Raw genomic sequence first — 13,465 nt, 5'->3', positions numbered from 1 at the left:
TGGGCAATAAATCCCTAACCAAAAATCTCATTTAAGGGAACTTTTGGTCGGGTTGGGGATTTATTATTACGGTTATTAAATATTTTTATTGGTTGTTCTGCATACCCGGATTGGCATTCATATACCTTTGCGGAAACTGGAGGGTTAATCTTTCCGGTCTTAAATTATAAGTTGTTGGAACATTTGAATTATCAAAAGCGGTATGTGTTTTCTTTACCGTTGCTGCAAGTTCTGTGTTTGCGTCAACTGATAATCTTCGCATATCAAACCAGCGATATCCTTCATTTGCAAATTCACGAATACGTTCTTCTAAAATAAATTTTATTAAAGCGGTTTGATTTCCGGCAATGTTTGACGGAACAGCTGCATCGGCAACAGGCATTCTGTTATTTCTTAACATTTCTACGTCATCAATTGCTCCGGAAAGATCGTTAAGTCTCGCTTTGCATTCGGCACGCAATAAATACAGTTCTGATAATTCTAAACCAAAACGTGTATACTGTGCTGCATATTTACGTAGTCTTCCATACGGATTCGCGTCTCCATATTGATAGGTTGGTGAATATAAATTTAATCTTAAATCACTTGATAAATATAAGGCCGCAGTTTCTGCACTTAATGTAGACCCGTTAATTCCTGGTCCGTTGCCGGCGTATGTATTATAACAAACTTTGGATAATACTGATTCTGTAAGATCGTTTTTGTTATTTCCAGGAGAATTTGGACCAGCATAAGAATCTATTGGAAGAAAAGATCCTCCATCGCTAAATTCAACGTTATAATCGTATAATCTTGGTCCGTCAGAACTGGACTGTAAATCGGCAAAGGCTGCATTTAAATAAGGTAAAGCTTCTGTGTATTTTCCCATAAATAGATATACTTTCCCTAAAAGACCTTCGGCTGCCGGTTTTGACATTCTGGTGCGAATCGTATTTTTTAACGGAAGATCTGCAATTGCCTGTGTTAAATCATTTATGATAAAATCATAGGTTTGCTGAACTGTTCCTCTCTCAAAAGATGTTGCGGTAACTTCTGCGGACGTAATTACAGGAAATCCAAGATCTGTTGAGGCTGTTGCAGCTGCATATGGTTTTGTATATAAATTGGTCATTAAAAAATTCTCAAATGCACGAGTTGCCATAGCTTCTGCCCTTAGCGCTCTTTTTTGTGCATCTGTACCTTCTGTAGAAGTCATTACTTCGTTAATGATCTTATTACAGACATATATGTTACTTAAGCCAAGAGTTAAGTCACGATTTGTGGAAAAGGAATCGTCTGATGGCTGATAGATAACATCTTCCCATTTAAAGAGGCGCTGCGCCAAAATATTATTAGAATTCAAATCTGATTCATTAGCTGAGATTTCATCTCCCATCCAAATTGGAGCCTGCATCGCGCTTCCTGCTTCGTAATAATAAAAGTTGCGGTAATTCATCAATAAATTATAATCATTTGTAGATACTGCCAGCTGGCTCCCTTGCGGAACAACATCTAAAAAGTCCGTACTGCAAGAACTAAGTGCAGCAGCAAACAAGAACAAAAAAGAGGTGATTTTTATATATTTTTTCATGTCCGTACGTTTTAAAGTGAAATATTTAAACTTAAGTTAACAGGGTGTTTTGTCTGTGGTATCAATCTAACCCCCTGATTGAAGTTTTGGTACTCCGGATCAATATCAGCATTGTTTGCTTTCCAAATCATGAAATTTGACATTTGAAGATTCAGGCTAAAAGCTGCTAAATGCAACGATTGAAGCACCTTTTCAGAGAAACTGTAACGTAGTGTAACATCTCGCAATTTTACATATGAGGCATCACTTACATTAATATCTCCATTTGTGTAATAGTCTACATTTCTTCTGTCAAAATTTTGAAAAGGCCGTGGCTCGTATGACGGAACATTAGTAAAAGCTTCGTCTCCCGGATTTTGCCAGCGATTAGCAAATGATTGATTTATATTTCCTGTAAAGGCTGCTGCTGCGGTCATTCTTCCTGTATAAAAAACATTTACATCATTTCGCATTACATTACCCATACTATACACCATGTTTGCTGTTAAACTTACTGCTTTATAGGTAAAAGTATTGGTCAGGCCTCCGTTGTAAACAGGCTGCATACTTCCCATATATTTTAAATCTTCCGGTTTTGCAATCGTAGGATCTTTGGTAATAGTACCGTTTGCCAATTTAATTAACGGGTCTCCCATGTTATCCAATCCTACAAAATCATAGGCAAACAAAGGCTGCATGCTATAACCGGATCTAAAATTATAAGCCATTACTTCCTGTGCCGTAGTTACGTTTGAAGTAGAATAGGATTCTAATTTATTTTTATTATAACTAAATACAAAATTAGTGGTCCAGCTAAAATCCTTAACTTGTAAATTAATTGTTCTAAGTGTTAGCTCGATACCTTTATTGGTCAGGCTTCCAATATTACCCAGGCCTTCAGCAGTTCCTGTAAAAGGATTAAACGGCACTTTACCCAGCATGTCTGTCGTATGTTTGTTGTAAAGATCAATACTACCGTTTACAGTACGGTTAAATAATAAAAAGTCAAGTCCTAAGTTGATTGTTTTGGTACTTTCCCATGCTAGTTTTTTATTAGCCTGAGACCTAATCCCCAGCGATGGCCCTGCAAGATCCACAGAAGAATCCACACTAAGAATATCAGCATTTGATGACGCTCCTACGTAAGGTGAATTTCCTGTAATTCCGTACGTTCCTCTCAAGGCTAAATTATTTGCCCAATCCATGTTTTTCATAAACTTTTCTTTACCCAAATACCATTTCCCACCGATACTCCATACCGGTTTATTCTGGGCTGAATTATCTGAACCAAAAAGGTTACTGTGGTCTACCCTCCAGCTTGCGTCAAGGCCGTACTTATGATTGAACATATAACTTCCCAATGCAAAATAAGAACTGACACGTGTCGGTTTTTCCAAAATAGACAAATACGGAACTGTTGTATAAGAACCTCTAAAACTTGGCACAGTACCAAAAACACCATTTACTAAAGTGGTATAATCAATTGTTGGGTAGGTACCCAATGCTTCGTTATAACCCAGAATTCTCGTTGAACTTCCGGTTGTAACCTGTTCATTGGCCTCCTGACCAAACTGTAAATCCAACTGATCCTGCTGTTGTCTAAAACTTCTATTATAAATTAACTGGTTACGAGCTGTCCAGTTTAACTGTTCGTTATTACCTGTCTGATAATTTCCACCTGTAGTTGGCAAGTAATATATAGGGGTAGATGCCGTTGTTGGGGCAACTGTCATTCCTAAAATTTGCAGTCTTACTGCAAGGCTCTTGGCATCATCATAGGCTTTATTGTTTCCATCTATTTTAATGTAACCATATGTTCCCTTAAAACTTAGTCCTTTATAGAGGTTAAGGTTAAAGCCCCCTGTAAGGTCAAAACCTAAAGTTTTATTTTTGGCATAACTATAATCTACTTCATCCAGTGGTCTGTAATCGAGATTTATACGGCTTCTTGCCTGAAAATCCAGACGTGTCGCATCACTCCAGCCTAACATATACGGCATGTTGATACTGTTGCCCTGATCATCTCTAAATAATTGATAAGGTAGAAAACTATCCAGAATTGTAACTTGTTTATTTTCTGATGATGAAGAGTTATTTAATGAAAAATTAAGATATACCTTAAAGTTTTTACTAAAGTCATAATCCTGATTAAAAGATATTCTATAGGTTTTGCTATCACTTCCCGGACGGTTATTTTGCGTATCGATATAATTAACAGATGTATAAAAACTATAAGCCTGATTTCCACCTGACAACGAAAGACTGTGTCCCATGCTAAAAGCATCGCGATACCATAAATTCTTAACTTGGCTTCTGTTATCTGTGTTGGCAAGCGCATTCAATTTTTGATCTGCTTCTGCCTGAGAAATCAAACCGCGGTACTGGTCGTAAAGAATAACTTCGTGAGGCGCTACAAATGTTCTGCTCAAAGATCCCCAAGGATTAACATTTGGATTAAAAGTTTCTCTGGCCGCCTGAATATACTGGCTGCTGCTCATCATTTTTCCGTAACCAAAATCAGGTTTTCCGTCAAAATTGAAATAGGAATTATAATTGATACTTAGCTTCTCGTTCTTTTTACCTTTTTTGGTAGTGATAACAATCACGCCATTTGATGCTTTGGCTCCCCAAATTGCAGCTGCAGCTGCATCTTTTAGAACTGTTATATCCTGAATATCATCCGGATTAACAATACTAAAATCTGAAACAAGCACACCATCAACTGCATAGATAGGATCTGTTGCTAATTGAACACTGCTAACCCCTCTTATTAAACTAGTCTGATTAGCAGCCTGATTTCCGTTTCTGCTTGTTGTTGCTCCTTTTTGACCCGGTACTACCGTCAAACCGGCAACCATCCCCTCTAATCTTGATACCACACTTCGATTTCCTTGTCTGCTGTTAAATACCTGCATATTTGCTGCACTGTATGAACCGGTAGCTCTTTCTTTATTAACGGTCTGATAACCTGTAGAAAGCACCACTTCCTGCAGATTAAAGCTTTCCACTTCCATATTCATTTCGATTGTAGAGAGATATCCTACTTTCAATTCTTTTGTTTTAAAACCTATATAGGAGAAAACTAAAATAGAATTATTATTAGGGACCCTTATGGTAAAACTACCGTCAAAATCTGTATAGACATTAGTGCCGGCTCCTTTTATTGAAATATTTACTGCAGGCAGCGGCATTCCGGTGTTATCTTTTACAGCTCCCTTTATAATAATTGGATCTCCGGATTGAATTTCTTTTTCTCTTATAAGAATAGCATTTTTAGCCGATACAATAACTTCAAAATTGCCGTAACTCAAACTTTTTTCCAATAGTGTATTGGCATCAATTACACCTTTTGTAAGAGTTATTTTTGGGAAATTACTAAAAAGACCGTCCTCATATATAAAAGTATATTTCGTTTGTTTTCGAATGAGCTCGAAAACCTCGTCAACTGTAATAGCCTTGTCTGAACTGATCGTAATTTTGGCATTCTGCGAGAATATCTTTCCAGGCGAGAAACTAAAAACTGCAGTACAGAATAAGAATATAAAAGTTTTCATAATAAACAGCATAAACGATTTCCCGCGCGGGAAAACATTGTTAGTATATTTAAATTTCATAAATTTGAATGTTGGTTAGTTAAATTTTTTAATTAGGTAACATTTTCAAAGAGGGATAAAGTGCATAACTGTCCAAGGCTGTGGCTTTATTCCCTTTTTATTTTATAATAATTTTTCCGTTTTTCACTTCATAGGCATTAATGGATTTGGTTGTTTGTATGGTTGTTAATATTTCTTTTATATCCTGATCTTTTCTTAAAACACCGTTGAATTTTACATTTTCAAGTTTTTTATTGGCAAAGGTCACATCTACATTATACCAGCGCGATAATACTTTCATAATGTCTTTAAGAGGCATTGTTCTAAAGCTGAAAAATCCTTCTTTCCAGGCCACTGCGCTGTAAACGTCAACTTTAGATACTGTCAGGCTACTAGTTTCAGGATCAAAATCAGATTGTTCTTTCGGAATTAAAAATTGCTTTTTATCAGGAGTTGTAACGGCTACTTTCCCTTCGACCAGAGTGGTATAAATATGATCCTCGTCGTCATAAGCTTTGATATTAAACTGTGTACCAATAACCTCAACAGTCTGTTTTTTGGTAAAAACTTCAAATTTCGAACCTTTGTGTGCCGTACTTGGCGATACTTCAAAATAAGCTTCACCATAAACCAATTCCACTTTTCTTACTTGCCCGTCTACAAAGGCAACCGGATATTTTATTTGGGATTCAGAATTCAGCCATACCTTTGTTCCGTCAGCAAGCTGTATGAAAAATTGTCCTCCACGTGGAATGGTTAAAAAATTTGATCCTATTTTTTCGTTTGCATGGCCTTTAGAATCATATACAATATGTTCTCCGTTACTGCTTACATCACTTGTTTTATAATTTGTTCCTTTTACTAAAGCTATTTTAGTTCCGTCTTCTAAAGTTAACATTGCTTTATTGGTTCCAATTTCAATTGGAGCATTTACAACAATCGGATTTTTTACTTCAGGATTTTTATTTAAAAACAAATACGAAACTGCAACTAATAATATAAGAGACGCTGCCGCTGCATATTTATACCAGGATCTATTTAAAGGAATAACAGAAGGAATATTTTCCTTGTTTCTGGATTTTTCTAAAATAGCTTTCCACGCTGCTTCTTTATTAATTAAAGAATAGTCGGAAATTTTTTGAACTATTTTTCCATAATCAATTGATTTAGAAAATGGATATTCCGTTCTAAATGATTTTAAACGTGACTTTTCATCATCGCTTAAAACTTTCAGTTTCTTTTTAATTATCAGTTTGGATATATTGAAAATATCTTTCATTCTAGTAGTGCTTTTCTACAGAACAACTAATAGTTGAAAAGGTACTATTGAAAATTATCTTTTTTTTAATAAAAAGTAATCTTATAGTTAAAAGTGTACGAATACTGAGACAATATTACGAAATCAAGAAATATAATATAGTATCGATATCTTTAAACTGACTTCTTAATATAGTATACGACTGCGATTTTAGGGTTTTTACAGTCTGAAGTTTGATACCTAAAATATCTGCAATTTCAGCATTCGAATGGCCGATAAGACTTAATTTTATAATCTCTTTTTTTCTGTCAGGAAGTAATTCTATAGCTTTATGTAATTGTCTTACTATTTCTTCTTCCAGAATTTGTTCCAAAAATAAACTATCGTCCTGCAGTAACTGAATATTGCTGGCCGCATAATTATCTTTTACCTTGCTATGTTTAATAAAGTTAAAACATTTATTCCGAGTGGCTTTGTATAAATAAACCTTTAAAGAAACGGTATCGGGAAATATCAGTTCTTTTTCCCAAAGCTCAACAAAAATATCCTGTACCAGATCTTCACACTCATCCCTTAATGATAAAAAACGACAGCCATACGAAACTAACGCCTCGTAATAGGTGTCGAATATTTTTTTTAAGTCGCTTTTATTAAGTTCGGTTTGAGTAGATTCCAAAAGAGATACCTGTTTTTGCAAAAATATATAAATATGATTACCAATAGTAAATTTACGCTACTAATTACATTATAATGATTTTCGATTATATATATTTTTTATTTGATAATTTTTTGCATCTCATAGTATCAATTTAGATTAGATATGACTAAATAAAATGAAAGTTATTATTTTATATAAGGATTTTACAAGTAAATTCTGATTTAAATTTTAGGTTAATTAAATATCAAACAAAGTGCTTGGCTAATTTAGTGTCTCTTACTTCTGAAGTTGCATTCTATTTTACCATAAAAAGTTGAAACGGTTTTTAAAGATATTTCACCATTCTAAGTTGTGTGGCAGAATCGCGGCACATGGGTATATTGGAAAACACGAAAGTCCATTTGAATTTAGCAAAAAATTAAAGCAAATAGTAAGGTACCTTAACTTATGCCAATTGTTTATTTCTGATCAAGATAGTTTGGCGGATACACAATTTGTCCATGCTTTTGCGCAATGGTCTGTAAGTTTTTAATAGATTCAGGATCCATTGGAGATGCCGTCAGAAATTCGCCTGCAGCTGCGGGATTTCCAATTTCTTCAAAAAACTCTTCCAGACCTGCTGGGACAACTGTGCAAAGTAATTGAGCCATCTTATCGCCTGTATTTTTAAAATAATGCACAATGCCTCCTTCTGGCACTACTACAAATGAGCCCTTTTTTGCTGAATAAAACCCTGCCTCGGAATGAACTTCCACTTCGCCATCAATAATATAAAAGGATTCATAAAAATCGGCATGGGAATGCGGACCGGGTCCGTTTTGTGGAGGCACCAGCATTTCAATAGTAGCAAATGCGCCATTGGTCTGTTTGCCTGATACAAGTATGCGGTAGTTACCACCAGCTACAGAAAGTACTTCTCCGCCTGCTGGGTCTACAGTAATGGGTGTCGGTTTTGATGTTTCCATATTTTTTATTTTTAATGTTATAGAATAAGAGCCCTTCTTAATGATAAGCAGGATAAGACCAAGCGATTTATTGCGTTAAGTTACAATACTTTTCTATCAATTTGTCGAGCTGGCCTTTTTTAATAGCAGCTTTGGTAAAGAAGTTAAACACTGGTTCAGCCATTTTCTGAATTCCTGTCATTTTTGAATTGCTTAGGTAAACGAAAAGGACTAAATGGGCAAACCTCTTAGGTGTTCCTGCACTGGTGGCCAAACCATCACTGGCAAGCCCTTTTAAAATAAGAAGGGCATTTTCAAAGTTTTTATTTCCCGGATCAATCGTTGTGGTTATAATACATTCTTCGTTGGAAGTGTTATGATAATAGTGCTTTTCTTTAGCCATTATTGTCACTGCATCTCCCTGCTTTAAATGGAGGATATCTCTTCGTCTGCCTACTTCCAGGGTTCCTTTTAAGATACTGAATGTTTCTGAAAACAAAGTGTGATAATGCCAGGGAGTCTTTTCCCCGGGAAGAATATTCAGCCTGGCTATGCTTTTGTTGCCATTGTCAACTGAACCGATCAGCTTGATATATCCTGATTTTTTCATAGCTTTTCTGATTGAGGTTTGGCGGCTAATAATAGGATCCCGAATACAGCACAAATAGCGATGGCGATAATATGCGGCACTGCCTGCAGAAGGCTGTTGTAACTTTTGCTGAGCACGATAAGCATATCAGTAAGCGGAATCATTGTTCCTGCCAGCAATGTCACACCGAGAGCCCGGCGCTCATTCAATAATACAAAAACACAAATAATCAGACCGGAAAATATATCCCTGATACCTTTTATATAGTGAAATGAATAGTCTCCCTGTGCATTATAATGTATGCCATATCCTGCTGTTGCAACTTCGGGAGACCAAAAAAAACGGGAGCCCAGAAAAATCATTCCCAGACCTAATAAAAATGTGATGACGTAAAAAATTGTAGTTCTCATGATAATTTGTTCTTAAGTATTAATAATGAAACAAAATTATCAGGATGATGGCCGATTTTTATGCACCTGGGTTAACAAATCAACTTTTATTGAAAATTCTTTTACGGATGCGGCTTAGTGATTGCGGTTTGACACCAACAAATGAGGCGATGTGATATTGGGAAACCCTTTGCTGCAGATCTGAATGGTTAGTTAAGAACCTTTCATAACGAACCTCAGGTGTTTCCGTATAAAACGAATTGATGTCTTTCAGCATTTGCAGAAAAACTGCTTCGATGGCAATTCTCCCGTAACGTTCGCCTTCACGAACTTTCGCATAAAGTATTTGCAGGTCACTATGCGAAATTACCATGACGTCGCTGTCTTCCAGGGCTTGAATGATTTTTGACGAAGGGTTCTGGGGCAGGAAGCTCTCATAATTGCATACATATTGGTTTTCCTGAGAAAAAGCGTATGTTTTTTCTTCGCCGTCGTGATTAATATAATATCTCATTAATCCTTTGGTAACAAATCCGACCTGTTTGCAAATTTGCCCTTCTGCTAAAAAGAAATCGCCCTTTTTATAAGTCTGCTCTTTAAATAGGGAGATTACAATATCTTTCTCTGCCTTGCTTAGGCTAATGAGATATTGAATGTTAGTAAGCAAGCTGTTTATCATAATATAGTGTGCCTCTTTTACAGTCCGGATATTCAGATTATCATCAGTAACTTCGATCTACAATTTACTGAATTTCCTGTAAATTTATAAAAATAACGGAGGTCTTTGATTCTAAGTACGGCACTTCCTATGCTTTTTTTGGGAACTTATTGGAAATTGCCAAATAGAAAGATTTTTCTGAGCACAACAAACATTTTAAAAATTGTCCCGTAAAACTATTTTCCATAGATTTACATCTATAAAAATACATTGACTGACTAAGACCTATATTGATTGAGGACACAAAAGGGATACAAGCTAACTCACTATAACTAGACTTATGAGGCAGGTCAAAGTAAGGAGTTGCCTAATACTGTAAAATTAATGGAGCAGGAAGATAAGAACGGTATGCTATACACGGTTGAGGGAAGCTTAAATGCTGTTATCAGCCATTTTTACCATATATACCATAGTGGTGGACCGCCGGTAATAAAGCATTTATCCCCAAGCCTTGAGATGCTTTTACTATTTAATTTTGGCACATCCGTTCCAATATCATTCAACAATGCATCCTCAGCCCAGGTAATCAAAAAAGGCTGTTCAGTTATCGGTCCATTGAAACAGATGCTTAATTATGAACTGAGTGAAGGGGCTGACTTAATTGTAGTGAATTTTAGGCTAAGCGGATTTTACAATCTATTTAATGTACCGCTTAATAATTTTGATGGGCAGACGGTTTATAATCCCGATGAATTAACCGGTAAGTATTCCTGGCATGAGCTACATGAAACACTTTCCGAGATTAGCGATCTTAAGGCGAGATTAACTATAATTTCCGATTACATTGCACACTATATACGTGAGATGGATACTGCTGCCCAGCCGCTTATTGACGGTGAGCATTACTTCTACAACCCTGCAACACATCCGGTAAAAGCCATTGCATCGGACGCTAAATTGACTGAACGTACCGTCCAGATTCGATTTCAGAAGTATGCCGGTTTTTCCCCTAAGGAATTATTGCGTTTTTTAAGATTTAAAATGGTTATTGCCCAACTTATCAGTACCCAGGAAAAAATGCCTGATATGTTTGAAATCGTAACAGCATTTAACTACCATGACCAAAGCCATCTTATTAAAGACTTTCAGCAATTTTTAGGGACAACACCGCAACAGTTTATAAAAGATTTAAAGGGAAAAGAATTTTTTACCGTGGGCTCAGGCCCCAAAAGCCCGGACATAATTGAATAATTATTTAGTAGTATTTCGGCACATTCGTTTTCTTACAATGGCCGTAAAAAATCGTACTGTAGTTTTGCTTTAGAAATAAATAATATTCTAAATCTTAAAATTATGACCCATACTATTTTAGGTGCCAACGGTACCATCGCCACCGAACTTATACCTGTATTAAAAAAGCACAATGTAAACATTAGGCTCGTATCAAGAAAACCTCAAAATATTGAAGGCACGGAATCCATAACAGCTGATGCGCTTAATTCTGAAGAAGTACTTTCTGCCATACTCGGATCGGATGTCGTTTATCTTACAATCGGACTGGTATATAACGCAAAAATATGGAAGGAACAATGGCCGGTTATTATGCGAAACGTAATAAATGCATGTAAGGCTACAGGTGCAAAACTTGTGTTTTTTGATAATATTTACATGTATGGTAAGATTGATGGTGTGATAACCGAGGATACCCCATACAATTATATAAGTAAAAAGGGAAGAGTTCGTGCTGACGTAGCCCGCATGCTGCTACAGGAAATGGCGGCGGGGACACTAAAGGCAACTATTGCAAGGGCCACAGACTTTTATGGTCCAAGAGTAATAGAAAAAAGCTTTGCCGGCTTGCTGGTATTTGACAAAATGAAGAAAGGAAGCAGTTCGCAATGGTTCATTAATGCCGACGTGCCACGGTCTTTTAACTATACGCCGGATGCTGCTGAAGCATTATACATGCTGGCTACCAGCGAACAATCATTCGGGCAGGTCTGGCACCTGCCGTCTGCGGCCCCGCTGACTGCAAGGCAATTCATTAAACTTTCAGCAGAGTATATGCAAAGTTCAGATAAGGTTACTGTACTGCCTAAGTGGCTGTTGAAAATATTTGGTTATTTCAACCCCTTCATGAAGGAGGCCTATGAGATGAATTACCAAAATGAATTCCCACTTCAATTCAGTTCGACGAAGTTCGAGAAAGCGTTTAACTTTACACCGACATCTTATATCGATGGCATAAGGGAGACGGCAGCATGGCATTTAGGAAGGGAATAGTAAAACATTTTTGTTACTCTGTTATTACTGTACTTAAAACCCTTAACAATTATATCAGTTAAGGGTTGAGTAATTTCATCATATATTGAATATCTTAGTTGTGATTTATTTTAACAGCTCAAATTCAGATGATGACACCGACAACCAAAAGAAATATTACACGTATTTTACCATTTGCCATCATATGGTTTGTGTTCAGTGTGATTTACACTATTCTTGAAAGAGGTCTGTTAGGTAATCTGAACTTTTATCCATCATCGAAGAATCCATATATATTTGGTCGCAATATAATAGTAATTCCAATGTTAGCCACTACATTTGGAACCATAATAGGCATAGTGGAAATCCTGTACATCAATAAATGGTTCAGCCAAAAGTGCTTTTCCAAAAAGATTTTATATAAATCTGCTATTTACCTGGTCATCATTTTGTTCTTACTCCTAATAATATTCCTGACAACAAACAATGAAATGCTCACGGCAATTTCTAATAAGCTCTTTTGGCAGGGAATGTGGAGTTTCTTTATGGATTATTCGTTTCTCGGAATCTTAACTTACCTGACGAGCATCATTGTTATCACGCAGTTCTATACTGAAGTAAGTGAAAGTATGGGTACAAGCATGCTCAGTAATTTTTTTCTGGGAAAATATTATAAGCCTGTAGAAGAAGAGCGGATATTTATGTTCCTGGATATGAAATCATCTACAGAGATTGCAGAAAAGTTGGGGCATGTCATCTATTTTCAGATGCTTCAGGAGTATTTTTCAGATCTGAGCGATCCTGTAATTGAATATTCTGGCGAAATATACCAATATGCCGGTGATGAAATGATTATATCCTGGAGATTAGAAAAAGGTCTTAAAAACAATAATTGCATACGCTGCTTTTTTGCTATGAAGGATTCCCTAATCCACAAATCAATTGCCTATAAAGAAAAATATGGCTTAGCACCACAATTCAAAGCAGGACTTCATTGCGGAAAGGTCACCACAGGTGAAATAGGAATACTAAAAAAGGAAATTATATTTACAGGCGATGTATTGAACGCGACGGCCCGAATTGAAGGGCTTTGTAATCAATTTACTGTAGATATTCTGATATCTGATACACTTGCACATCAACTTGAACCCAGCCCTTACTATAAAGCAAAATCAGTAGGACAAAATACCTTAAGGGGCAAGGATGGACAATTTGAATTATTCACCTTACTACAAAATTTAAAGAAGTGATACGCAATTCTATCCTGTAGAAACCACGTATGATCTTGCTTAGTACCTTAATCAGTCTTTGCATGTTGCCTTAACTATTGATGGGGATACAATGGCTGTATATATGAACCGCACAAAGCTGGCGGATGCCATTTTATTTAGCCCTGGCGCAGCCAAAAACTTCTTTATAACCGCTCCATGGAAATATAAAAACAGCGTTAAGGTTTTGGTTTCTAATTTTAAAATTTTAGCATTCATAAATTGAGAAAGCAGAAAATTATAGCGGCAGAAGCAAATGAGGTCAGGTTTTTTTTCCTGAAGTAAATTTTTCTACAT

Annotated in this window: 11 protein-coding genes; 3 read left to right on the top strand and 8 right to left on the bottom strand. The window is 36.3% G+C overall.

The features are described 5' to 3' along the window. Nucleotides 1-85: 85 nt before the first annotated feature. The 8 genes from LPB89_RS11655 to LPB89_RS11620 form a co-directional block, all read right to left on the bottom strand. Entirely contained in the window at nt 86-1,570 is a 1,485-nt protein-coding gene (locus LPB89_RS11655; protein ID WP_230701976.1) for a RagB/SusD family nutrient uptake outer membrane protein, read from the bottom strand. 11 nt (nt 1,571-1,581) lie between these two features. Continuing rightward, on the bottom strand, nt 1,582-5,163 hold the full coding sequence (locus tag LPB89_RS11650; RefSeq protein WP_230701975.1) for a SusC/RagA family TonB-linked outer membrane protein: 3,582 nt from the start codon (nt 5,161-5,163) through the stop codon (nt 1,582-1,584). A gap of 97 nt (nt 5,164-5,260) precedes the next feature. After that, nucleotides 5,261-6,421 carry a FecR family protein gene (locus LPB89_RS11645; RefSeq protein WP_230701974.1) on the bottom strand — a complete coding sequence of 387 codons (1,161 nt, stop codon included), beginning with the start codon at nt 6,419-6,421 and terminating at the stop codon, nt 5,261-5,263. 115 nt (nt 6,422-6,536) lie between these two features. Continuing rightward, on the bottom strand, nt 6,537-7,076 hold the full coding sequence (locus LPB89_RS11640) for an RNA polymerase sigma-70 factor (RefSeq protein ID WP_230701973.1): 540 nt from the start codon (nt 7,074-7,076) through the stop codon (nt 6,537-6,539). A gap of 440 nt (nt 7,077-7,516) precedes the next feature. Further along, the gene (locus LPB89_RS11635) at nt 7,517-8,023 is read right to left on the bottom strand and encodes a cupin domain-containing protein (protein WP_230701972.1); all 507 of its coding nucleotides are present in this window, start codon (nt 8,021-8,023) and stop codon (nt 7,517-7,519) included. Nucleotides 8,024-8,090: 67 nt separating this feature from the next. Next, nucleotides 8,091-8,612 carry a cupin domain-containing protein gene (locus LPB89_RS11630; RefSeq protein WP_230701971.1) on the bottom strand — a complete coding sequence of 174 codons (522 nt, stop codon included), beginning with the start codon at nt 8,610-8,612 and terminating at the stop codon, nt 8,091-8,093. Next, nucleotides 8,609-9,001 (bottom strand): DUF4267 domain-containing protein, encoded by a 393-nt coding sequence (locus tag LPB89_RS11625; RefSeq protein ID WP_230701970.1) that lies wholly within the window; start codon nt 8,999-9,001, stop codon nt 8,609-8,611. Before LPB89_RS11625 ends, LPB89_RS11630 begins: the two co-directional genes overlap by 4 nt. Before the next feature lie 79 nt (nt 9,002-9,080). Next, the gene (locus LPB89_RS11620) at nt 9,081-9,659 is read right to left on the bottom strand and encodes a Crp/Fnr family transcriptional regulator (RefSeq protein ID WP_230701969.1); all 579 of its coding nucleotides are present in this window, start codon (nt 9,657-9,659) and stop codon (nt 9,081-9,083) included. Nucleotides 9,660-10,022: 363 nt separating this feature from the next. Here LPB89_RS11620 and LPB89_RS11615 point away from each other — a divergent pair, with 363 nt between their 5' ends. The 3 genes from LPB89_RS11615 to LPB89_RS11605 all read left to right on the top strand — a co-directional run bounded on the left by LPB89_RS11615 (nt 10,023) and on the right by LPB89_RS11605 (nt 13,150). Beyond that, nucleotides 10,023-10,889: a helix-turn-helix domain-containing protein gene (locus LPB89_RS11615; protein ID WP_230701968.1), complete on the top strand. Its 867-nt coding sequence runs from the start codon at nt 10,023-10,025 to the stop codon at nt 10,887-10,889. 102 nt (nt 10,890-10,991) lie between these two features. Beyond that, nucleotides 10,992-11,921: an NAD-dependent epimerase/dehydratase family protein gene (locus LPB89_RS11610; RefSeq protein WP_230701967.1), complete on the top strand. Its 930-nt coding sequence runs from the start codon at nt 10,992-10,994 to the stop codon at nt 11,919-11,921. Between the two features lie 128 nt (nt 11,922-12,049). Then, on the top strand, nt 12,050-13,150 hold the full coding sequence (locus LPB89_RS11605) for an adenylate/guanylate cyclase domain-containing protein (RefSeq protein WP_230701966.1): 1,101 nt from the start codon (nt 12,050-12,052) through the stop codon (nt 13,148-13,150). Nucleotides 13,151-13,465: the final 315 nt, after the last annotated feature.

The sequence above is a fragment of the Flavobacterium sp. ENC genome, assembly GCF_020991415.1.
Classification (GTDB): domain Bacteria; phylum Bacteroidota; class Bacteroidia; order Flavobacteriales; family Flavobacteriaceae; genus Flavobacterium.
Note: the sequence above shows the minus strand (reverse complement) of the source record. Positions and strands in the feature narration are given on the sequence as shown.

Excerpts from the sequence above, each read along its gene's own strand:
- LPB89_RS11630 (WP_230701971.1), bottom strand. The coding sequence starts at position 8,612 with ATGAAAAAATCAGGATATATCAAGCTGATCGGTTCAGTTGACAATGGC.
- LPB89_RS11615 (WP_230701968.1), top strand. The coding sequence starts at position 10,023 with ATGGAGCAGGAAGATAAGAACGGTATGCTATACACGGTTGAGGGAAGC.
- LPB89_RS11625 (WP_230701970.1), bottom strand. The coding sequence starts at position 9,001 with ATGAGAACTACAATTTTTTACGTCATCACATTTTTATTAGGTCTGGGA.
- LPB89_RS11620 (WP_230701969.1), bottom strand. The coding sequence starts at position 9,659 with ATGATAAACAGCTTGCTTACTAACATTCAATATCTCATTAGCCTAAGC.
- LPB89_RS11655 (WP_230701976.1), bottom strand. The coding sequence starts at position 1,570 with ATGAAAAAATATATAAAAATCACCTCTTTTTTGTTCTTGTTTGCTGCT.
- LPB89_RS11645 (WP_230701974.1), bottom strand. The coding sequence starts at position 6,421 with ATGAAAGATATTTTCAATATATCCAAACTGATAATTAAAAAGAAACTG.
- LPB89_RS11635 (WP_230701972.1), bottom strand. The coding sequence starts at position 8,023 with ATGGAAACATCAAAACCGACACCCATTACTGTAGACCCAGCAGGCGGA.
- LPB89_RS11650 (WP_230701975.1), bottom strand. The coding sequence starts at position 5,163 with ATGAAATTTAAATATACTAACAATGTTTTCCCGCGCGGGAAATCGTTT.
- LPB89_RS11605 (WP_230701966.1), top strand. The coding sequence starts at position 12,050 with ATGATGACACCGACAACCAAAAGAAATATTACACGTATTTTACCATTT.
- LPB89_RS11610 (WP_230701967.1), top strand. The coding sequence starts at position 10,992 with ATGACCCATACTATTTTAGGTGCCAACGGTACCATCGCCACCGAACTT.